The following is a 21,445-nucleotide window of genomic DNA, read 5'->3' as shown; positions in this document are numbered from 1 at the left end:
GTGGGGGAACTGGCAATAGATTTTTGCGGCGAGTGGTATGAGCCGAAGGATGATGAGCCTTTCAACATCGGCCGGGAGGGCGACCTTGAGGTCGACGACAACCCGTACCTGCACCGCAAGTTCCTCCAGATTGCCCGGCAGAACGACATCTGGTGGCTTAGCAACGTCGGCACCATGATCTCGGCCACCGTTGCCGACACCACGGGCGGTATGCAGGCCTGGGTGGCTCCCGGAGCACGGATTCCGCTGGTCTTCGGCCAGACCCGCGTGGTGTTCACCGCCGGACCCACCACCTACGAGTTCGACGTCCACCTCAAAACCCCGGCCTTCCGGCAGGAACGCCAGGTTGACGACGGCTCCGGAACGACGACGATCGGCCCGGTGCGCTTCACCGATTCCCAGCGGGCGCTGATCGTTGCGCTCGCCGAACCCATGCTGCGCCGTGAAGGGACCGGGTTCAGTTCCATCCCGTCGTCGTCGGCTGCCGCCCAGCGGCTCGGGTGGGCGCTGACCAAGTTCAACCGCAAGCTCGACAATGTGTGCGACAAACTGGACCGGGTGGGGGTTGTGGGCCTGCGCGGCGGCGGTGGGAAACTCGCCACCAACCGCCGTGCCCGGCTCGTTGAGCACGCGGTGACCTCCCATATCGTCACGCCCGAGGACCTGCCCCTGCTCGAAACCATGAAGGGCAAGGCGGATGAGGACTGACGCTTCTGCGTGCTGTCCCTGCCCAATCACCCCTCTCAACCACCCGGAGTGTTCCTGATATGTTGCTGCGTCTCACCCTGCGGCGTGACCCTGACCCTGCCAAGGATCTCGCCGTCACCGTGGACGGGCTCGCTACCGTAAGCGATGTTGCCCGCGAGCTGTATGTGGCTGATCCGGCGCGCGCTGGGGCTGAACCTCCCGGTGAGTTGTCCCTGACGGTCGAGGAGTCCTACGTTGCCGGCGGCATGCGCGGCCGGACGCTCAATCCTGACGTCAGCCTCTTTGAGTCGGGTCTGCGGCCGGGATCCGCCGTAACGATCAGCCGGGTCAGCGACCAATTTAACGTGCCCGGCCAGGACCGGGGGCCGGCCGTCGCCACGCTGCGCGTGCTTTCGGGGCCCGACGCCGGCAAGGAGTTTTCGCTGCCGGCCGGCGCCAGCTACCTGGGCCGGGACCGCAACTGCGACATCCGGTTCTCCGATCCGATGATGTCCAAACGGCATGCGCGAATCAACGTTGCCGACGGCATCGAGATCATCGACACGAACTCCGCCAACGGTCTGGTCATGGGCGGCACGAGGGTGGCCCGGTCAGCGCTGACCAGCGCGGATGAGATCACGCTGGGGGACACCACCCTTGCCGTGGTACCGCTGACCCGCGCCTACTCCTCGGATCCCACCAACCCGGTCGTCGAGTTCAACCGGTCGCCGCGGGTCGTGCCGGCCTTTGATGAAAAGCCGAAACAGATTCCGGCGGGTCCGCGGCGGCCGAACCCTATGCGGTTCCCCTACCTGCTGCTGATCGCGCCGATCCTGCTGGGCGCCATCATGTTCTCCATTACCCGCAGCCCGTTCAGCCTGATTTTCATCCTCATGATGCCGATGATCCTGGTCGGCAGCTACCTGGACCAGCGGATCAACGCGAAGCGCACCTTTCGGGAAGCCGTAGCGCAGTTTCATGACTCGATGGCATTCTTCCGCAGCGACATCGAACGGACGCGGAAGGTGGAGCGGGCCGTCCGGCACGCCGAAGCGCCCTCTGTCGCGGACACTGTCGACGCCATCTACAAGCTTGGGCCACTGCTGTGGACGCACCGTCCCGAGCATGACTTCTTCCTCACCCTGCGCTTTGGAACCGGCCGGGCTCCCTCGCGGATCGAGCTGGCGGAACCGGCCGGCTCCGAGACCCTGCCCGAATTCTCGGAGGAGATCCGCGACGCAGCGGAGGAGTACGCCTACATTGACGACGTGCCGATCGTCGCGAACCTGCGCCTGGCGGGAGCGCTCGGTGTCGCCGGGGCACGCGGGGTGGTTGACGACGTCGCGCGTGGTCTGGTGGTGCAGGCAATCGGTCTGCACTCACCTGCCGAGTTGGCCGTCGTCGGCCTCACCTCAGTCCAGTCGAAGGAACGGTGGGGTTGGCTGCAGTGGCTTCCGCACGCCGGCTCCGTCCACAGTCCGCTGACCGGTGACCATCTCGCGGCCGGACCGGCAGCGGCAGGCCTGCTGCTTTCCCGGCTGGAGGACCTGGTGTCCGTCCGGTCTGCGGAGCGCTCCGGCGTCGGTCTTCGCGGGCGGCTGGACGCGAGCAAGGAACTGGATGTGCCGCTGCCGGTCACGCCGTCGGTCCTGGTGATCGTGGAGGATGACGCTCCGGTGGACCGCGCCCGCCTGACCCGGGTCGCAGAGGCGGGCGCCGACGTCGGTGTCCACGTCCTGTGGATTGCCGGAACCGTGGCGGCGCTCCCCGCAGCCTGCCGCGACTTCCTCTTCGTCGATGGTGATGCTGCGAACGTCAGCGGACAGGTACGGCTGGGTGAATTGTCGACGCCGGTGAGCTGCGAAAGCGTGGACCTTGAGCTGGCGGGCCAGCTGGCACGGATGCTGACTCCCGTCGTCGACGTCGGAAAGCCTGTGGAGGACGACTCCGACCTCCCGCGCGCCGTCTCCTACGTGACTCTTGCCGGTCACGAACTGGTGGAGACGACGACGGCGGTTGCCGACCGCTGGAGCGAGAACAACTCGGTGGCATCCCGTGCGGTGCCCAACCGGAAGCACCAGGGCTCGCTTCGTGCGTTGGTTGGCTCAAAGGGCGTTGAGCCGATGTATCTGGACCTGAAGACCGAGGGACCGCACGCCCTGGTTGGCGGAACCACCGGCGCCGGCAAATCGGAATTCCTGCAGTCCTGGGTGCTTGGGATGGCTGCTGCCTACAGCCCTGACCGGCTCACCTTCCTCTTCGTCGACTACAAGGGCGGAGCGGCGTTTGCGGACTGTGTGAAGCTGCCGCACACTGTCGGCCTGGTCACGGACCTGTCGCCGCACCTGGTGCGGCGGGCGCTGACCTCGCTGCGGGCCGAGTTGCATTACCGTGAGCACCTGTTCAACCGCAAGAAGGCCAAGGACCTCCTCGCCATGGAACGCGATGCTGATCCGGAGACGCCGCCGTCGCTGGTCATCGTGGTGGATGAATTCGCGGCGCTCGCCCGCGAGGTTCCCGAGTTCGTCGACGGCGTCGTCGATATCGCGGCCCGCGGCCGGTCACTCGGCCTGCACCTGATCCTGGCCACCCAGCGGCCGTCCGGCGTGATCAAGGACAACCTGCGTGCCAACACCAACCTCCGCATCGCGCTGCGGATGGCTGACACCGATGACTCCCAGGACATCCTCGGCACGCCGATGGCCGCCTACTTCAGCCCGTCCATTCCGGGACGTGGCGCCGCGAAGACCGGGCCCGGCCGCATCCAGAGTTTCCAGGCCGGCTATGCCGGCGGCTGGACCACCCGCGCCCCCGCGCGGCCACGGATTGACGTGGTGGAGATGAACTTCGGCTCGGGTGCGCGATGGGAGTCTGCGGCCGATGATGTTGTTGCCGAACCCGGCGGGCCAAACGACATTGCGCGGATCGTCGGCAACGTCTCGCAGGCGGCGCTGGAGCTCGGCATCAAGCCGCCGCGCAAGCCGTGGCTGGCTGAACTCGCCGAAGCCTATGATTTCTCGAAGCTGCCCAATCCGCGTACTGACGAGTCGCTGCTGCTGGGCGTGGTCGACGATCCGGAGCACCAGGCGCAGCCCACCGTGTCCTATCAGCCCGACGTCGACGGGAACCTTGCGATCCTTGGCTCCGGCGGTTCGGGTAAATCGACGGCTTTGCGGACGCTTGCGATCGGCTCGGCGGTGACGGTGCGCGGCGGTCCGGTGCAGGTGTACGGCATCGACTGTGCTTCCAACGGCCTGCAGATGCTCGGGCAGCTGCCGCACGTCGGCGCGATCCTCGACGGGGACGATTCGGAGCGGATCGGCCGGCTGCTCCGGTACCTGCGGGGCATCATCACCGAGCGTGCCGACCGCTTCGCCGAAGTGAAGGCCGGCAGCATTTCGGAGTACCGGAGGCTGGCGGGCAGGCCCGATGAGCCACGGATCCTGCTTCTGGTGGACGGCATCACCACGTTCCGGGAGACCTACGAGTTCAAGGGTCGCGAGCGCCACTTCGAACTGTTCCAGCAGATCGCAACCGACGGCCGTCCCATGGGCGTGCACATTGTCGTGACCGGTGAGCGCACCAACTCGCTGCCGCCGTCGTTGGCGTCCTCCATAAGCCGCCGAATCATCCTGCGGATGGCGGGAAAGGACGACTACTCGACGCTCGGCGTGCCGCGCGATGTGCTTTCGAGTTCGTCCCCGCCCGGACGCGGCCTGCTCGACGGGCTGGAAGTGCAGCTTGCCGTCTTCGGCGGCAACGCGAACCTCGAGCTGCAAGCCCGTGAAGTGGAACGTATGCGTGATGCCATGCTGCGCCAGGGTGTTCCGCAGGCGCCGGGGGTCCTCAGCCTGCCTGAGTCGATTGACCTGGACGTGTTGCCTGCCGCTCAGGCGGGGTCGGCGGTGATTGGGGTTGATGACTTCAACCTGGAGCCTGCAACGGTGGCTGCGACGGGTGCGTTCATGGTGTCGGGGCCGCCCGGGTCCGGACGGACGGTGGCGCTGGTGACGCTGGCGGCGGCGCTGCAGAAGTCGTCGCCGAACGTCAGGCGGATCTACCTTGGTGCGCGGCGTTCCACCGTGGCGTCGCTGGGGCTTTGGGATGAGGCCTATGCCACCCCGGCGCTGGTGCAGCCGGAGCTGTCGCGGCTCGCCTCGCTCGCCGATGGGCCGGAAGGCTCAGTGGCGTTCTTTCTTGAGGGGGTGACCGAGTTCAGCGATTCGCTGGCCGAACTCGAGCTGTCCTCGCTGGTGAAGGCTGCAGTGAAGGCCGGGCAGTGGGTTGTCGGAGAGGCTGAGACCTCAACCTGGTCCAGTGCCTGGAACCTGTCCGGTCCGTTCAAGTCCGGCAGGCGGGGTCTGCTGCTCAATCCGAACGAGCTCGACGGCGACACGCTCCTGAACACCTCGCTTGGGCGCACGGCGGGTAACCGCTTCATCCCGGGGCGCGGGTACGTCATCGGCAGGGGCAAGGCGTACAGGCTGCAGGTCGCCACGACGATGGGCGGCGTGGACTAGCGATGGTTCCTTGGAATCGGCGCCGGGGAGTGCTGCCTGGGTAGAGCTCCTTGGGGAGTGTTCCTTGGGTAGAGGTCCTTGGGGAGCGGTCCCCATCGACACTTCACACGGGGCTTGGATAGGTTGTACTAGGTCGCCCTGACAGGGAACCCGCAAGGGATACCCCCGCAAGGCAGGCGGTTCCGGAAATGCCGGGCCGCCACAGACGAAAGGTGGGGACAATGAGCAACGTTACGCACGGTAATAACCCGGAGCAGATGGGACAGCTGGCACAGCTGCTTACCCAGAAGTCCGAAGAACTGAACCAGACCGCCAACCAGCTGACGCAGCAGCTCGGCAACACGGCGTGGGTTGGCCCGGACTCGGAGCGCTTCCGCGGCGAGTGGGAGACCCACCGCGCGCAGCTGACCCAGATTGCAGCACAGCTGCAGGAAGTGAGCGCAACCGTACAGCGCAACCGCCAGGATCAGGAAGCCACCTCGAACGCGTAGGTTTCCCGATACGGCAGGACGGCCCGCGGCATCACGCTGCGGGCCGTTTTCGTTAACTGTCCTTCGTTCTCTCCTTCGTCCGGGAGCACCGGCCGGTGAGCGGGCAAGTGTCGGTGGTCTGGGGCAAGATAGGAAGCGTGGCCACAGTGAACCAACACGCCGATGAGCAATCCGATGAACGTCCCGAGGTTGAGCTGCCCGCCGATGAGGTGCCGGGTGACGCGCTGAAGGAGGAATACGGCAGGCTCGTGGAGGAGGTGCGGCGGCACCGCTTTGCCTACTACAACGAAAACGCGCCAGTCATTTCCGATGCCCAGTTCGATGAGCTGTTTCGCCGGCTGGAGCAGATCGAGGCCGAGCACCCGGAGCTGATTTCCAATGATTCTCCTACCCAGGAGGTCGGCGGGGATGTGTCGGCTGCGTTCGCGCCGGTGCAGCACCTGCAGCGCATGTACAGTCTCGAGGATGTGTTCTCCACCGAAGAGCTCGAGGCTTGGGTGCGGCGGGCTGAGGCAAGCATTGAATCGCAACGTCCGGGAAGCAGCGTGTCGTGGCTGACCGAGCTGAAGATCGACGGCCTCGCGGTCAACCTCCTTTACCGCAACGGTGAGCTGGTTCGCGCAGCCACCCGTGGTGACGGATCAACCGGTGAGGACATCACGCACAATGTTTTGACCATCAAGACCATCCCGCGCAAACTCTCCGGTTCCAACCATCCTGCGGAGGTGGAGATCCGTGGAGAGGTATTCTTCCCCTCCAGGGAGTTCGCCCAGCTCAACGAGGCGATGGTCGAAGCGGGCAAGGCGCCCTTCGCCAACCCGCGCAACGCTGCGGCCGGCTCTCTTCGCCAAAAGGACCCGGCACTCACGGCGCAGCGGCCTCTGGACATGTACGTGCACGGAATCGGTGCGCGCGAGGGACTGGAGGCCGAAAGTCAGTCGGAGACCTATGGATTGCTCGAGCAGTGGGGTTCGCCGGTTTCCCCGTACTTCAAGGTGCTCGGTTCCTACCAGGAAGTGCTCGATTTCATCAGGCACTACGGTGAGCACCGCCATGACCTGCTGCATGAGATCGACGGCATTGTGGTCAAAGTGGACAGTTTTGCCCTGCAGCGCGCACTCGGTCATACCTCCCGGGTGCCCCGATGGGCGGTGGCGTACAAGTATCCGCCGGAGGAGGTAAACACCAAGCTCCTGGACATCCGGGTCAATGTTGGCCGCACCGGGCGGGTGACCCCTTACGGCATGATGGTCCCCGTGAAGGTGGCTGGTTCCACTGTGGAAATGGCTACCCTTCATAATCAGGAGGTCGTCAAGGCCAAGGGCGTGCTGATCGGCGATATTGTGGTGCTCCGCAAGGCCGGTGACGTGATTCCGGAGATCGTCGGTCCGGTAGTGGCGCTCCGGTCCAAGCAGGATCCGCCGCCCCACGAGTTTGTGATGCCCACAGAGTGTCCCTCGTGCGGAACACCGCTGGCACCTGCCAAGGAGGGCGACGTCGATATCCGTTGTCCCAACGCGAATTCGTGCCCGTCCCAGTTGCGGGAGCGGGTCTTCCATGTAGCCGGACGGGGTGCGTTCGATATTGAGGCGCTGGGTTGGGAAGCAGCGATTGCGCTGACGCAGCCGGCCGAACCAGCAGTCCCGCCGCTGACCAGCGAGGCGGACCTGTTCAGGCTGACTCCGGAGAAGCTCGCGGACGTGCGGATTCTCCGCGACAAGAAGGTCAAGGGAGTTGTCGACGGCCAGGAACCCGTTCCGTATTTCTACACCCGCGGTACGGCCAAGAAGCCGTCGGAGCCGACGGCGAACACCCGCAAGCTCTTTACCGAACTGGAGAAGGCGAAGTCCCAGCCGCTGTGGCGTGTGCTGGTTGCCCTGTCAATCCGGCATGTCGGCCCCACGGCTTCGCGTGCGCTTGCCACTGCGTTCGGTTCGATGGAGCGGATCCGCAGTGCCGGCGAGGAGGAGCTCGCCAATGTAGACGGTGTAGGCCCAACCATCGCCGCTGCATTGAAGGAATGGTTCGCGGAGGACTGGCACTGCGAGATCGTCGACAGATGGGCAGAAGACGGCGTCCGGATGGCGGACGAGGTTGATGAGTCCATGCCCCGCACGCTGGAGGGTCTCACCGTCGTCGTTACCGGCTCGCTTGAAGGCTTCAGCCGTGACGAGGCGAAGGAGGCAATTATCCAGCGTGGCGGGAAAGCATCCGGTTCGGTGTCGAAGAACACCAGCTACGTGGTGGCGGGGGAGAACGCAGGAACCAAGCTCGACAAGGCTGAGCAGCTGGGGCTGCCGGTTCTTGATGAGGATGGTTTCCGCAAGCTGCTCGAGGAAGGAAGCGTATGACCACCAGTGATAGTCCGGCAGAACTGCTTCATGTCGCCATACAGGCGGCGGAGGCGGGTGCTTCAGTGCTGCAGAAGCGCGGCGAGGGTGACCTTCAGGCGGAGAACAAGAGTTCGGACAGCGACTGGGTGACGGCTTTTGATACGGCCGCCGAAAGAGCCGTACGCGACGTTATCTGGCGTTCGCGTCCGCACGACGCGATCACCGGCGAGGAGTACGGCACTACCGTGCCGGAAGGGGTGCCGTCCGGCGTCCGTTGGTCCATTGATCCACTGGATGGCACCACCAACTTCATTCGGAACATTGTCTATTACGGAACCTCTGTTGCAGCGGTGAACGACGACGGCGTCTGGTTGGCCGGCGTCGTTCACGCTCCGGCGCTGGATCGCGTGTACTGGGCGTCTCGGGGTCAGGGCGCATGGGTGCGTGAACGGGGTGCGGTGCGACAGTTGCACGGTCCGGTTGCCGGTCGCCCCGGCACCATTGTCGGCAGCGGCTTCACCTACAATCCCGGACAGCGGACGCAGCAGTTGGGGGAGTTGAGTGAGCTCCTTGCAGGCCATGGTGATCTGCGGCGTATTGGATCGGCTGCCCTCGATCTCTGCATGGTGGCGGACGGGACGCTGGATGCCTATGTCGAGCGTGGGCTGAACGAGCACGACTGGGCGGCCGGTGCGTTGATTGCGGAGGAAGCGGGCGTAGCTGTGCGTCGGCCCGATGTTTCTTCTGTGCTCGATGGCGGACCGGATGAAGCCGAGCGCTTTTCCGCTTTCACCGTGGCGGGTCCACAGGCGGTTGTCGACCTAGCGCAGCGGCTGGAGGCTGGGTTGTGACTGCGAGCTGGCAGAAGGTTTTTTCGACCCTGGCGTCGGAACAGCTCCGGGAGGCATATGCCCGGGCAGTTCTTGGACAGGAACCCGAGGTGCGGTCCCGGGAGTTCTCGAAGCTTGTTGAATCGGGGTTGCTGCGCAGCGATGGGACCGTTGACGGCGGGCTTTTCAAGGAGGTACTGGGTAGCTCGGCACGTCCTCGTCCGCAGGGGATTGACCGGTTTTTCCGGAAAGGGAGACTCGAGGCGTTGCCGGCGAGTCAGGGGGACCGGCGGGCCGTGCTCGAGCATCTTGCCCGCAGGCTGTTTCCCGCTGACCGGGAGCTGGGTGAGCCGACCGTGAATTTATTGATTGCAACCGTGACACAGGACATTCCCACCCTGCGGCGTGCGCTTGTTGATGCCGGGTACCTGGAGCGTCATCCGGATGGCACGGGGTACCGCAGAACGACAAGTCCGCTAATTTAATCTGATCGTTGCATCGGTCCTGTCCCACGGGTTCTTTGTTCTGCCACACTCAGATCATCGGTCCGACGCATGAGGAGGCGTTTGTGGACATCAACATCAGATCGGCTGACAGGGAAGACTTCGGGGATATCCGGCGTATCACTGTCGAGGCTTATTCGGGCGCCGGATATATCGACGACGAGTACGCCTATAACCACATTCTTGCGGCCATCGAGGAGGGGTACTCCGGTTCATCCCTTCTGGTGGCGGAATCGGATGGACGAGTTGTGGGTTCGGTTTTTGTTACCCGTCCGGGCGGCGACTTCAGCGATGTTGCCCATGACGGTGAACTCGAGTTCCGAATGCTGGCAGTCGAGCCCGGTCAACAGCATCAAGGGATCGGACATTCGCTGGTTCAGGCTGTCATCGATCGTGCTCGGTTGGATCCTGACGTCTCGGGGGTCGTTCTGACCATTGCGCCAGACATGGACGGGCAGCACGCACTGTACGAGTCCATGAACTTTGTGCGCATTCCGGAAAGGGACTTCCTGTTATCGGACACTTTTGCGCTGCACGTCTACAAGCTTGCGCTGTAGGGCTGGTCTGGCTGGTTTAACCGGTCGGGTTGGTCCGGCAGGCAGGTTGGTCCGGCGGGCAGAGAGATGCGCTGTCCGGCCAAGCACTAATCCCGCCCGCGTCGGTTTTCAGCAGAGTGTCCAGTAGTGGTTTCGCCGGGGTTGTCTGTCTGGGTCGAGGTATGCGGGTGGGATGAACCAGGGGATGCGGTCCCGGATTTGGATCGTCCAGTCGTTTTGGTGGATGAGGTGGTGGTGGTGGCTGCAGAGCAGTACGCCGTTGTCGGTGCTCGTTGAGCCGCCGTGTGACCAGGGTGTGATGTGGTGGGCTTCGGTCCAGTGCGAGGGCAGGGTGCAGGCGGGAAACGCGCAGCCCTTATCTCGGGCTATGAGGGCTTTGCGCTGCTTTGCCGTGAAGAGCCGTTGGGTGCGGCCGAGGTCTAGGATCTCGTTGTTTCCGCCGAGGACGACCGGGATTAGGTCGGCGTCGCACGCGATCTTGCGGGCGGTGCGGGCGCTGACGGGGCCGGTGTAGGCAAGGAACGCCCCGACCGCGGGGGAGAAGCCACCTTCGGTGAGGGTGGCGTCGCCGTTGGAAAGCGTGGAGTTGGAAGCGCAGGCGCCGTCGGTAGGCGTGGCGCTTGTGGTAAACGTGGCGCCGGTGGTGGTGAAGACGCCGTCACTGGTGGAAGGCGTTGCGGGTGTGGCGTCAGTGTGAGTTTGTAGGTCGTCCAGCAGTGTTTTGTAGTCGATGGTGACGAGTACTTGCGGCCGTTGGCCTCCGGTTGCCGGGAGTTTGTCGGTGGCCAGGGCTACTTGGCAGGCGCCGACGAGTCCGTCGAGCAGTAACTGTGCCCGTGTTCTGGTATCCACCGTGCCCGGACAATCGCGCAGGGAGCCGCCCTCGCCGCCGCCGTCGCCCTCGCCGCCGCCGCCGCCCCTGCCGCCCTCGCCGCCGCTGCCGTGCTCGCCGCCGCTGCCGTGACCGGGTCCGTCCCCACCGCCGTCGCCGTCGTCGGCCTGTCCGCTGGAGGTGGTGGCACTGGCCGAGGGTGTTCGGGGGTTGGTGGCGGTGTTCATGATGGTGATGAGGTGTTCGTATTGTTCGTCGGTGGCGGCGATGTCGAGCAGGTGGAGGCCGCGTTTCTTGCCGCGGAGGAACACGCCTTGACGGGCGGTGAGTTCCTTGTCGGTGGGCTCGGACCCGTCGGGATCCAGGTGCGCTTCGAAGCGGTGGATGAGTTTGGTAAGGAAGTCGGGATCGAAGCGGGTGGCGCTGGCGGTGAGCTGGGCTTCCATCGTGTCGAGCACGGCCGGTTCGGCGAGGAACCGTGCCCGGTCCAGGGCGTTGGCGATCATGGTCGTTGCTTTGCCGGAGACGGTGCCTGTGGACGCTGCTGCTGCGAGGTGTTCGCAGGCAGCGGGTAGCGGGTCTCCGGTGAGGGTGGTGCGGGGCAGGAGTTTGCCGCCCAGGCGTAGCCGCCGGTTGGCTTCGGTTCTGCTGATTCGTAGCCGGTCCCGCAGGTATTCGGCGGTGCACCGGTACACGGACCGGGCACCGGCAGCCGAAGCGGGCAGCCCGAAAGCGAACCCGACACCGCCCGTAGCTGCGGCACCACCGGTAGCAGCGGGACTGTCTCCTTCGGTTGGTCGGCCGCCGGCGTCGGCGCTGCTGCGGTCCACAGCCGCGGCGGCAGCAACCTGGAGGTACTCCACAGTCCGGGAGAGGTCTTCAATCTTGACGAGGTGCTCGGCGAGTTCGACCTGATCCATCCCGGGGAACGCGTCAACGAAATCCGACGCGTACGCGGCAGCGACCCGGTTCAGCTCCTCGATTGAGGTAGCCAGACCGTTTGCAGGGTCAGCAAACTCGAGGACCGGGACCGCACGCAACATACTGCCGGGGGAGGCGTCGAGTGCGGCTGTCAGGCTCATACTTCATTCTATTCGAACACAACTACGAAATAAAGAGGGTTGTGGAGAACATTGAAGCTAGCCTCCAGACGACGCCTCGCCAGGCAGCGGCACGGACCGGCTGAAGGCTAGCTGAGTTCCAAGACCACATGCTTTAGTGGCTGCATGCCCTCCCGAGACATGCCCTCCCCAGACGTGCCTTCCCGAGACGTGCCCTCCAGAGACACACCTTCCAGAGACACACCTTCCAGAGACACACCTTCCCGCGCCAGGTCTTCCCGGGATTGGGCAGTGGTGTGGCAGGCTGTGCATGAAGAACGCCGGGCCTTGATCGAAGACCTCGCTGCTGCCGATCCGGACCAGTGGACAACGCCCTCATTGTGTCCCGGTTGGGACGTACATGACGTGGTGGCTCATCTCGTGGATACCGCAAAGACCACTCGTCTCGGTTTCGTTCGTCGCCTGTTGGCCGCACGGTTCGACTTCGACCGGGATAATGCCGCAGGGGTAGCTCGCGAGCGGTCCGCGACGCCGGCCGAAACTCTCTCCGAATTTCGCCGCGTACTGAATGAAACCAGAACGCCGCCCGCAGCGCCGGCAACCCGATTGGTGGAAGCCATCGTCCATGGCGAGGACATCAGGCGCCCGCTTGGATTCAAGCGCACCTATCCGATCGAACACGTTGTCACAGCCCTGCAGTATCAATTGAAGACGACCGTCTCAATGGGAGGAGGCAAGCAACGCGCCGCAGGCTCACGGATAGTGGCCACAGATTCCAACGTCGACGCCGGATCTGGTGCCGAAGTCAGGGGATCAACCTTGTCGTTACTGCTCGCTGTCTCGGGTCGCCCAGCCGACCGTAATGAGTTCACCGGTGAAGGCGCCACGGCTTTTATCGAGCACCTCACGGGATAGGGAACAATGGATAGGCGGATCTTCCGCCGTCCAAACAGAACAAGGTTCGTTTCATGCCCCTCACCATCCGTCGCGTAACGGCAACCGATTACGACGACGTTCGCCGGATCACCCGCGACGCCTACCTTCACGCCGGCTACTTCAGTGAAGCTGACCATCCATACGTCCAGGTCTTGGCCAACGTTGAACACAGGGCTGAACACGCAGAGGTATGGGTTGCGGAGGAGGAGGGCGTCGTCGTCGGCTCCTTCGCCATCACTTTCGAGGGCCAGCGCTACACCGATATCGCAATCGCAGGCGAGCTCGAGTTCCGTATGCTCGCTGTGGACCCCGCCGCGCAGCGCGGCGGCATCGGACGGCGGATGGTCGAGTGGATCATCGACTATGCCCGCAGCCTGGAGGGCATCGACGCAGTCAGTCTGACCAGTGGCTCCGATATGGTCCGTGCCCACCGGTTGTACGAATCGCTCGGCTTCGAACGGGTCCCGAGCCGCGACTGGTGGGTTCCGGATGAAGACATCCAGCTATGGGTCTTCCGATTGGCGCTGCAATCTAACAAGCAGGTTGGCGCTACAACCTGACAAGAGTGTCACCGGTCGCGCATAGACTAGAACCCGAAACCCCAGCCACTGAAGAAGTACCAAGGATCGTGGAGAAACATGCCCGAGATCACCCGTGAGGACGTCGCGCATCTGGCACGGCTTGCCCACATTGATATGACTGGCGAGGAGCTGGACCGGATGACCGGCGAGCTCTCCGTCATTGTCGACTCCATCAAGACGGTCAGTGAAGTTGCCGGTGACGACGTTCCCGCAACCAGCCATCCCATCCCGCTGAGCAACGTCTACCGCGATGACGTCATCGGAGAAACGCTCACCAACGAAGAAGCCCTTAGCGGCGCTCCCGACAACGCCGCCGGCCGCTTCAAGGTCCCCGCAATCCTGGACGAGGAGTAGAAATGACCGATCTCACCAGGCTCAGCGCTGCCCAGCTTGCCGAGAAACTTTCCTCCCGCGAAGTTTCAGCAGTTGAAGCTGTCCAGGCCCACCTCGACCGAATCGGCGAAGTCGATCCGGCAATCAACGCGTTCCTGCATGTCAACACTGATGAAGCCCTCCGCGTGGCCAGCGAGGTGGATAAAGAACGGTCCATCGGAGATGCGATGCACCCGCTTGCAGGTGTTCCCATCGCCGTCAAGGACCTCATCGTCACCAAAGGCCAGCCCACCACAGCCGGCTCAAAGATCCTCGAGGGCTGGCACAGCCCGTATGACGCCACCGTCGTCCGGCGCCTGCGCGACGCCAGGATGCCCATCCTCGGCAAGACCAACCTCGACGAATTCGCCATGGGTTCCTCTACTGAGCACTCGGCTTACGGGCCCACCCGCAATCCGTGGGACCTGGACCGTATTCCCGGTGGTTCCGGAGGTGGATCAGCCGCCGCCGTCGCTGCCTTTGAAGCGCCGCTCGCGCTGGGAACCGACACTGGCGGTTCGATCCGCCAGCCCGGCGCAGTCACGGGAACCGTCGGCGTCAAGCCGACCTACGGCGGCGTGTCCCGCTACGGTGCCATCGCCATGGCGTCCTCCCTCGATCAGATCGGTCCCGTCACTCGCACGGTGCTGGACGCCGCTCTACTTCACGAGGTTATCGGCGGTCACGATCCCCATGACTCGACTTCGCTGACGGACCCGGTCGGCGCGCTCGTCGAGGCCGCCCGCAACGCGGACGTGAAGGGCATGCGTATCGGCGTCATCAAGGAACTGCAGGGCGAGGGTTACCAGGACGGCGTCCAGGCACGCTTCAACGAAGCGCTTGATTTACTGCGCCAGGCGGGTGCCAACGTCGTCGAGGTCTCCTGCCCCAACTTCAAGTACGCGCTGGGCGCCTACTACCTGATCATGCCGTCGGAAGCCTCGTCGAACCTCGCAAAGTACGACGGCGTCCGGTTCGGCATGCGCGTCGTGCCCGACGGCGCTCCCACCATTGAGCGCGTCATGGGCGCCACCCGCGCAGCCGGCTTCGGTGACGAAGTGAAGCGACGCATCATCCTCGGCACCTACGCGCTGAGCGCCGGTTACTACGACGCCTACTATGGCTCAGCGCAGAAGGTCCGCACCCTGATCCAGCGTGATTTCGACGCCGCCTTCACCCAGGCTGACGTGTTGATTTCGCCCACCGCTCCCACCACCGCCTTCAAGCTGGGGGAGAAGCTGGATGATCCGCTGGCAATGTACCTGAACGACGTCGCCACCATCCCCGCAAACATGGCCGGCGTTCCGGGCATTTCGGTGCCCGGCGGTCTTGCCGACGGTCTGCCGGTCGGCGTCCAGTTCCTCGCCCCTGCACGTCAGGATGCACGGCTCTACCGTGCCGGCGCTGCACTGGAATCGCTGCTCGAAGACACCTGGGGCGGACCCCTGCTGGCACAGGCACCTGAGATCGCTGGAGTGAAGTAAATGACTACTGCAACCGCCGAGATCCTCTCCTTCGAAGAGGCCATGGAGAAGTTCGACCCGGTGCTCGGCTTCGAGGTCCACGTCGAACTGAACACCCGCACCAAGATGTTCTCATCAGCGCCGAACGCTTTCGGGGACACACCGAACACCAACGTCACCCCGGTGGACCTTGGACTCCCCGGGGTTCTGCCGGTCATCAACCGGGTAGCCGTCGAGTCCTCGATCAAGATCGGCCTCGCGCTGGGCTGCAAGATCGCCGAGAAGTGCCACTTCGCCCGGAAGAACTACTTCTACCCGGATACCCCGAAGAACTTCCAGACCTCGCAGTATGACGAACCCATTGCCTACGACGGCTCAATCGACATCGAGCTCGCCGACGGCACCGTCTTCACCGTCGAGATCGAGCGCGCCCACATGGAGGAAGACGCCGGCAAGCTCACCCACATGGGCGGCGCCACCGGCCGCATTCAGGGTGCCGAGTTTTCGCTCGTCGACTATAACCGCGCCGGCGTACCCCTCGTGGAGATCGTCACCAAGCCGATCGTCGGCGCTGGGGAACGCGCACCGGAACTGGCCAAGGCCTACGTTGCGGCCATCCGCGAGATCGTGAAAAATCTCGGCGTTTCCGATGCCCGCATGGAACGCGGCAACGTCCGCTGCGATGCCAACGTTTCCCTCAAGCCCAAGGGCCAGGAGAAGTTCGGCACCCGCACCGAGACAAAGAACGTGAACTCGCTGCGCGCGGTTGAGCACGCGGTTCGGTACGAGATCCAGCGCCACGCCGCAGTGCTCGACGGCGGCGGCACCATCACGCAGGAAACGCGCCACTGGCACGAGGACACACGGTCGACGACGGCCGGTCGCCCCAAGTCAGACGCCGACGACTACCGCTACTTCCCCGAGCCCGACCTGGTTCCGGTAGTTACCGACGACGCCTGGATCGAGAAACTCCGCAGCGAGCTTCCCGAACCGCCGGCTGCCCGCCGCAAACGGCTGCAGACCGACTGGGGCTACGCGGACGCCGAGTTCCGTGACGTGGTGAACGCCGGTGTCATGGACTCCATCGAGGAAACCATCGCTGCAGGCGTCAAGCCGGCAACGGCCCGCAAGTGGTGGATGGGTGAAATCTCCCGCCGGGCCAAGGTCGCGGAGGTCGAACCCGCCGAGCTGGGCGTCACGCCCGCCCTGATCGTGGAACTGCAGGGGCTCATCGACGCAGGCAAAATCAACGACAAGCTCTCCCGCGAGGTGCTCGACGGCGTCCTCGCCGGTGAAGGAACGCCCACCGAAGTGGTGGCACAGCGCGGTCTGGAGGTCGTGTCCGACGACGGCGCCCTCCTGGAAGCGATCGACGGCGCCCTCGCCGCACAGCCCGATGTCGCGGACAAGATCCGCGGCGGAAAGCTGCAGGCAGTCGGCGCAATCGTTGGCGGCGTGATGAAAGCAACCCGCGGACAGGCCGACGCCGGCCGGGTTCGCCAGCTCATCCTCGAACGCCTCGGCGTCGAGGGCTGATCTGCGGAGTCGAAGCCCAGTTTGCAGGTGAGCTGATTGGACATGAACGAGAGCAACCAAGACGCAGGTGGGCAGCATTCCGCCCACCTGCGTCCGGGTTGCTCCCACGGGTGAGGAAGCCATGGCGAACATGCCGGCAGCGGAGGTGGATGTCACTACTGAACTGGTCGTCCGCCTGCTCGCCGAGCAGCACCCAGACCTGGTTGAGCTGCGACTCACTCCAGCTGCCAACGGCTGGGACAACGCGATCTTCCGGCTCGGAGCCGACCTTGCCGTACGCCTGCCACGGCGGCAAGCGGCCGCGGAGCTGATCCGGAACGAACAGCGTTGGCTGCCGGAACTGAGCCAGGGCCTTCCTGCGGCAACGACCGTCCCAGTGCGGACTGGTGCTCCGTCGTCGTACTTTCCCTGGTACTGGACCATCACACGCTGGGTGAACGGCGTGCAGGCCGCAGCCATCGAACCGCGGCGTCGCAGCCACGCGGCGGAAGACCTGGGGCGGTTCGTCCTCGCTTTTCACCGCCCGGCCCCCGCCGACGCCCCGCGTAACCCTGTCCGCGGAGTACCACTGTCCACCCGGAACGCCGCTGTGGAGGAACGGATAGCCGCAGCCGGACTGTCCCGCGAACTCCTCGGTCTGTGGCGGATTCTGCGCGATCAGCCCGAATGGAGCGGCCCGCCGCTCTGGCTTCACGGTGACCTGCATGCGGCCAACCTCGTACTAAATCCGAAGGGCAGGCTCGCCGGCGTCCTCGACTTCGGTGACCTGACAGCGGGAGATCCTGCCACCGACCTCGCCGCCGCATGGCTCGTCTTCGACCGTGCTGGCCGACGCGTCTTCATGGACACCATCAACAGCGAACGACCGCTGGACGCAGCAACCTGGCAGCGGGCACGCGGCTGGGCACTGTGTATTGCCGCTGCCATGGCGGCGACATCGGACAACAATCCGGCATTCCGCACCATGGGCAACCGCATCCTCGACGACGTACTGACCGACGAAGGGCCCGCCGGATGAACTTCACCCACGTATCCCGCGTCCAAACCGAGGGCGACAGGCACGTTATGGAAGACGCCTGCGGCTACCGAGCCAACGCCGCCTGGATGATCGACGGAGCAACGTCCCTGCTCGACGAACTCGATCTTCCCGGCGCGTCAAACCCTTCCTGGTACGCGCAGGTTCTTGGCTTGGCGCTGGCGGAGAGCGTCGGACCCAAGAACCCCCGCACGGTTTTGGCCGCGGCATTGGCCAAGGTCGACGAACTCGGTCACCATCTGGTGGGACCTGAGTCCCAGCGCTTCCCCAGCGCCGCGGTCTCACTTGTCACAACCGACGACGACGGCGCCCTCTCAGTGCTCAGCCTCGCGGATTGCCACGTAGTCGCAGCCCTCAATGGCGGGGGAGTGAGGCACGTAGGGCAGGCGTTGGACACGTCGTCGTCGCTCGATGAACTACGGCAGGCGAAACGGGCGCGGAACACCGCAGAGGGGGTATGGGTGGCACGCCGCGAACCGGCTGCCGCCGAACACGCCCGGCTCGTCACGCTCGAGCCGGCACATACGGTGGCGCTGGCGTCGGACGGCGCTTGGCGTGCAATCGACCTTGGGCTGGTGAGCGGGCCCGAGGAGTTCCTTGAGGCGGTACAAACCCCGATGGGGGCGCAGGAGCTTATGCTGATGCTGCGGACCACACAGAATGAGATCGGCGAATCAGCCGATGACGCATCGATCTGTGCGTCGCATTGGCGGAGCGTTAGCGGTAGCAGTATCGAAGCGGAACGTTAGGGAGCACTGCAATGACTGAGACAGCAGATGTTGTGATCGTCGGAGGCGGCATCGCGGGACTCTCGCTCGCAGCTGCGCTCACAGCGGGTGACCGGGCAAAACTGAGGGTCACCCTCGTGGAAGCGGAGCATTCGCTCGCCTACCACACCTCCTCGCGATCGGCCCGCCAACTCATCCCGAGTTACGGCCCGACAGTGATCCAGCAACTGACGGGTCGAACGCTCACGCTCATCCGCGAACTGGAACAGGAACTTCCCACGCCGGTGCTGTCGCCGCGCAGCTTCATGCTCGTCGGTTCAGAGAACGACGTCGCTGCCCGCGCCAGCGGCGCAGTGGAACGAATACCGTGGGAAGAAGCGGTGGTGCTCTGTCCGCAGATCTCTCCGGCAGCCCCGGAGCAGGGTTACGATGCCGCAGGGCTGGACACCACGGCAGTCGGGTGCAATACCGACGTCCTCCTCGAACACCACCGGTCAGCAGCGGAAGCCGGTGGCACCAACATCATGACCGGCGCGCGCGTGCACTCGGTCCAGAAGCTCCGGACGGCCTGGGAAATCGGTGCCGGATCCCACGCGGTGCACGCCGCCGTCGTCGTCAATGCGGCAGGAGCGTGGGCAGATGAACTTGCCGTCCTCTCAGGGGTGGCGACGCAGGGCATGCGGCCCTACCGGCGGACCGCCGCGGTTGTCGCCGCCGATAATATCCCCGCCCCGGATTCGCCCATGGTGGCGGCCGCGGATGACAGTTTCTATTTCCGCAGGGACGACGACGGCCTGCTGATCTCGCCCGCCGAATCAGTTCCCAGCGTGCCGGAGGACGCGCAGCCCCGGCCTGAGGATCTTGAAGCGCTCATGGCCCGCCTTGATGCCATGACTACGCTCGGGATCGGCAAGGTAATGCGGGCCTGGACAGGTTTGCGAACCCAGGTGGCCGACGGGCTCCCGGTCGTCGGGTTCGACCCGGAGGCTGAGGGGTTTTTCTGGCTGGCGGGCCAGGGCGGCTATGGGTTCCAAACGTCGTCGGCCATTGCTGAATTGTCCGCGGGGCTCATTACCGGGACCAAGGAAGGTTCCGCCGGCCAGTCCCTCGCATCATCGCTCGCTGCCGGGCGATAGCCGGGGCGCATCATCAGGAGCTGAGCAGCGTTTCGCCTTCGGTGGACAGCACCCCATCCAGCTGTTGCGGCGGGTCTAAAGTACAAGCATGAAGGTTGAAGAAACGCCGCTGCCCGGAATCGGCATGCGCAAGGACATTGTGACGGCCTCCGGACGCCGGATCGGTACGGTCACCCAGCGCGATGGCGCAACCGAGTTGATCGTTTCCCGCGAGGATGATCCGGACGCATGCGTGGCATCCATTCCGCTGACCGCGGAGGAAGCCTCCGCCCTCGGCAACCTCATCGGCGGCCACCAGATCGTGGCGCAGCTGACGGAGGCGCACCGGGATCTGCCGGGAGTGAGCACCCGGCAATTCCTGGTCGAAGCAGATTCGCCTTACGTCGGCCGCAGTCTTGGCGACACGAGGATGCGTACCCGAACCAGTGTTTCGCTGGTCGCCGTTCTGAGAAGGGGACAGGTTCAGGCATCACCCACTCCTGATTTCACGCTGACCGCCGGAGACCTGCTCGTTGCCGTAGGCACCTCGGAAGGGCTTGACGCCGCCGCCGAGATCCTTCGCGGCGGCTGAGCCGCCCGTGGAAAGTCACAGCACCCTTGTCCTCATTGAGTTGGGCGCGGTCTTCCTTGGTCTCGGCATTCTTGGCCGGTTAGCCGGTCGCATCGGCCTCTCACCCATCCCGCTCTATCTGATCGGCGGTCTGTTCTTCGGACAGGGCGGCTTCGTCGAACTCGAAGGCCTGGAGGAATTCAGCGCAATAGCCAGCGAGATAGGCGTCATTCTCCTGCTCCTGCTGCTTGGCCTCGAGTACACAGCGGGCGAGCTGGTGACCGGGCTCAAGCAGTCCTGGACAGCCGGGCTCCTGGACATCGTGCTAAACTTCCTGCCCGGCGCCATCATCGCGCTGATTCTTGGCTGGGGTGGCGTAGGAGCGCTGGTGCTCGGGGGAGTGACGTACATTTCGTCGTCCGGCATCATCGCCAAGGTGCTCACAGACCTGGGGCGCCTCGGCAACAGGGAAACCCCGGTCATACTTTCGCTGCTGGTCTTCGAGGACCTGGCCATGGCCATCTACCTGCCCATCCTCACAACAGTGCTGGCAGGAGTCAGTTTCGCAGGCGGGCTCCAGGCTGTTGGCGTTTCCCTGGTAGTGGTCACCATCGTCCTGGTCATTGCCCTCCGGTTTGGCCGCACCGTTTCGGCAATCGTCGATTCCAAGGACCGGGAGGTCTTCCTCCTGACCCTCATTGGCGGGGCACTGCTTGTTGCGGGTCTTGCCGCGGCAATGCAGGTGTCAGCTGCGGTCGGCGCCTTCCTGCTCGGCATTGCGATCTCGGGTGCCACCGCCACCAATGCCACCCGGCTCCTGGAACCGCTGCGCGACCTGTTCGCCGCCATCTTCTTCGTGGTCTTCGGGCTGAATACCGATCCCTCCACCATCCCGCCGGTGCTCGGTTATGCGTTACTGCTGGCGGTCATCACGGCCGGAACAAAAGTGGCAACCGGCTGGTGGGCAGGAAAGCGGCAGGGTGTCGGTCGCCTGGGACGCGCCCGCGCCGGTGCCGCACTGATTGCCCGCGGCGAATTTTCCATCGTCATCGCAGGCCTGGCGGTTGCGTCCGGAGCCATCCCCGACGAGCTGGCCGCCCTCGCGACGGCCTATGTGCTGCTGATGGCCATCCTCGGTCCGATCGCAGCCCGGCTTGCCGAGCCCACAATGAAGCTCATTTTGCGCACGGCTCCGCAGAACCGTCCGGCGCCGAAGGAAGCACAGGATGACATTGCGGTGTCCGAATGATTGCGTTTTGAGCCTGAAATCGCCGGTGAAAAGCGGGTCGACGG

At 64.6% G+C, this 21,445-nt stretch carries 18 protein-coding genes; 17 read left to right on the top strand and 1 reads right to left on the bottom strand.

The genetic code is table 11. From position 1 onward, the window contains the following. The 7 genes from Q0877_RS02295 to Q0877_RS02265 all read left to right on the top strand — a co-directional run bounded on the left by Q0877_RS02295 (nucleotide 1) and on the right by Q0877_RS02265 (nucleotide 9,921). On the top strand, nucleotides 1-708 hold the full coding sequence (locus tag Q0877_RS02295) for a hypothetical protein (RefSeq protein ID WP_299165466.1): 708 nt from the start codon (nucleotides 1-3) through the stop codon (nucleotides 706-708). Nucleotides 709-767: 59 nt separating this feature from the next. Further along, on the top strand, nucleotides 768-5,207 hold the full coding sequence (locus Q0877_RS02290; RefSeq protein WP_299165465.1) for an FtsK/SpoIIIE domain-containing protein: 4,440 nt from the start codon (nucleotides 768-770) through the stop codon (nucleotides 5,205-5,207). A 221-nt stretch (nucleotides 5,208-5,428) separates the two neighbouring features. After that, nucleotides 5,429-5,698 carry a WXG100 family type VII secretion target gene (locus tag Q0877_RS02285; protein WP_026544706.1) on the top strand — a complete coding sequence of 90 codons (270 nt, stop codon included), beginning with the start codon at nucleotides 5,429-5,431 and terminating at the stop codon, nucleotides 5,696-5,698. Nucleotides 5,699-5,844: 146 nt separating this feature from the next. Further along, entirely contained in the window at nucleotides 5,845-8,049 is a 2,205-nt protein-coding gene (ligA, locus tag Q0877_RS02280; RefSeq protein ID WP_299165580.1) for an NAD-dependent DNA ligase LigA, read from the top strand. Continuing rightward, nucleotides 8,046-8,882, top strand: coding sequence for an inositol monophosphatase family protein (locus Q0877_RS02275; protein WP_299165464.1), 837 nt, complete (start codon nucleotides 8,046-8,048; stop codon nucleotides 8,880-8,882). The genes ligA and Q0877_RS02275 overlap by 4 nt, the downstream gene beginning before the upstream one ends. Next, on the top strand, nucleotides 8,879-9,346 hold the full coding sequence (locus Q0877_RS02270; RefSeq protein ID WP_299165463.1) for a DUF2087 domain-containing protein: 468 nt from the start codon (nucleotides 8,879-8,881) through the stop codon (nucleotides 9,344-9,346). The genes Q0877_RS02275 and Q0877_RS02270 overlap by 4 nt, the downstream gene beginning before the upstream one ends. A gap of 83 nt (nucleotides 9,347-9,429) precedes the next feature. Then, nucleotides 9,430-9,921 (top strand): GNAT family N-acetyltransferase, encoded by a 492-nt coding sequence (locus Q0877_RS02265; RefSeq protein WP_299165462.1) that lies wholly within the window; start codon nucleotides 9,430-9,432, stop codon nucleotides 9,919-9,921. Between the two features lie 108 nt (nucleotides 9,922-10,029). Here the strand turns inward: Q0877_RS02265 and Q0877_RS02260 are convergent, their stop codons facing one another. Next, nucleotides 10,030-11,835, bottom strand: a complete 1,806-nt coding sequence (locus Q0877_RS02260) for an HNH endonuclease signature motif containing protein (protein ID WP_299165461.1) — start codon at nucleotides 11,833-11,835, stop codon at nucleotides 10,030-10,032. 270 nt (nucleotides 11,836-12,105) lie between these two features. On the opposite strand from Q0877_RS02260, the gene Q0877_RS02255 reads away from it, so the two are divergent. From Q0877_RS02255 to Q0877_RS02210, 10 genes are all read left to right on the top strand, one after another. Beyond that, nucleotides 12,106-12,729 carry a maleylpyruvate isomerase family mycothiol-dependent enzyme gene (locus Q0877_RS02255; RefSeq protein ID WP_299165460.1) on the top strand — a complete coding sequence of 208 codons (624 nt, stop codon included), beginning with the start codon at nucleotides 12,106-12,108 and terminating at the stop codon, nucleotides 12,727-12,729. A gap of 53 nt (nucleotides 12,730-12,782) precedes the next feature. Continuing rightward, nucleotides 12,783-13,310 (top strand): GNAT family N-acetyltransferase, encoded by a 528-nt coding sequence (locus Q0877_RS02250; protein WP_299165458.1) that lies wholly within the window; start codon nucleotides 12,783-12,785, stop codon nucleotides 13,308-13,310. Nucleotides 13,311-13,388: 78 nt separating this feature from the next. Continuing rightward, nucleotides 13,389-13,685, top strand: coding sequence for an Asp-tRNA(Asn)/Glu-tRNA(Gln) amidotransferase subunit GatC (gene gatC, locus Q0877_RS02245; protein ID WP_277358311.1), 297 nt, complete (start codon nucleotides 13,389-13,391; stop codon nucleotides 13,683-13,685). Between the two features lie 2 nt (nucleotides 13,686-13,687). Next, nucleotides 13,688-15,187, top strand: coding sequence for an Asp-tRNA(Asn)/Glu-tRNA(Gln) amidotransferase subunit GatA (gatA, locus tag Q0877_RS02240; RefSeq protein WP_299165454.1), 1,500 nt, complete (start codon nucleotides 13,688-13,690; stop codon nucleotides 15,185-15,187). Continuing rightward, on the top strand, nucleotides 15,188-16,702 hold the full coding sequence (gene gatB / locus Q0877_RS02235) for an Asp-tRNA(Asn)/Glu-tRNA(Gln) amidotransferase subunit GatB (protein ID WP_299165453.1): 1,515 nt from the start codon (nucleotides 15,188-15,190) through the stop codon (nucleotides 16,700-16,702). Between the two features lie 67 nt (nucleotides 16,703-16,769). Beyond that, a complete protein-coding gene (locus Q0877_RS02230; RefSeq protein WP_299165450.1) occupies nucleotides 16,770-17,720 on the top strand; it encodes an aminoglycoside phosphotransferase family protein in 951 nt (316 codons plus the stop codon). Further along, nucleotides 17,717-18,487 (top strand): hypothetical protein, encoded by a 771-nt coding sequence (locus Q0877_RS02225; RefSeq protein WP_299165448.1) that lies wholly within the window; start codon nucleotides 17,717-17,719, stop codon nucleotides 18,485-18,487. Before Q0877_RS02230 ends, Q0877_RS02225 begins: the two co-directional genes overlap by 4 nt. A gap of 11 nt (nucleotides 18,488-18,498) precedes the next feature. After that, entirely contained in the window at nucleotides 18,499-19,602 is a 1,104-nt protein-coding gene (locus tag Q0877_RS02220) for an FAD-binding oxidoreductase (RefSeq protein ID WP_299165446.1), read from the top strand. Between the two features lie 88 nt (nucleotides 19,603-19,690). Continuing rightward, nucleotides 19,691-20,173 carry a cation:proton antiporter regulatory subunit gene (locus Q0877_RS02215; RefSeq protein WP_299165445.1) on the top strand — a complete coding sequence of 161 codons (483 nt, stop codon included), beginning with the start codon at nucleotides 19,691-19,693 and terminating at the stop codon, nucleotides 20,171-20,173. Nucleotides 20,174-20,180: 7 nt separating this feature from the next. Next, a complete protein-coding gene (locus tag Q0877_RS02210) occupies nucleotides 20,181-21,401 on the top strand; it encodes a cation:proton antiporter (RefSeq protein WP_299165444.1) in 1,221 nt (406 codons plus the stop codon). Nucleotides 21,402-21,445: the final 44 nt, after the last annotated feature.

It is taken from the genome of uncultured Arthrobacter sp. (assembly GCF_947495145.1).
GTDB lineage: Bacteria > Actinomycetota > Actinomycetes > Actinomycetales > Micrococcaceae > Arthrobacter_D.
This window is presented reverse-complemented; position numbering and strand designations above follow the sequence as displayed.

Bases quoted from the DNA above. Each gene is read 5' to 3' on its own strand.
- Q0877_RS02290 (WP_299165465.1), top strand. From the start codon at position 768: ATGTTGCTGCGTCTCACCCTGCGGCGTGACCCTGACCCTGCCAAGGAT.
- Q0877_RS02285 (WP_026544706.1), top strand. From the start codon at position 5,429: ATGAGCAACGTTACGCACGGTAATAACCCGGAGCAGATGGGACAGCTG.
- Q0877_RS02275 (WP_299165464.1), top strand. From the start codon at position 8,046: ATGACCACCAGTGATAGTCCGGCAGAACTGCTTCATGTCGCCATACAG.
- Q0877_RS02260 (WP_299165461.1), bottom strand. From the start codon at position 11,835: ATGAGCCTGACAGCCGCACTCGACGCCTCCCCCGGCAGTATGTTGCGT.
- Q0877_RS02250 (WP_299165458.1), top strand. From the start codon at position 12,783: ATGCCCCTCACCATCCGTCGCGTAACGGCAACCGATTACGACGACGTT.
- gatC (WP_277358311.1), top strand. From the start codon at position 13,389: ATGCCCGAGATCACCCGTGAGGACGTCGCGCATCTGGCACGGCTTGCC.
- gatA (WP_299165454.1), top strand. From the start codon at position 13,688: ATGACCGATCTCACCAGGCTCAGCGCTGCCCAGCTTGCCGAGAAACTT.
- gatB (WP_299165453.1), top strand. From the start codon at position 15,188: ATGACTACTGCAACCGCCGAGATCCTCTCCTTCGAAGAGGCCATGGAG.
- Q0877_RS02225 (WP_299165448.1), top strand. From the start codon at position 17,717: ATGAACTTCACCCACGTATCCCGCGTCCAAACCGAGGGCGACAGGCAC.
- Q0877_RS02220 (WP_299165446.1), top strand. From the start codon at position 18,499: ATGACTGAGACAGCAGATGTTGTGATCGTCGGAGGCGGCATCGCGGGA.
- Q0877_RS02215 (WP_299165445.1), top strand. From the start codon at position 19,691: ATGAAGGTTGAAGAAACGCCGCTGCCCGGAATCGGCATGCGCAAGGAC.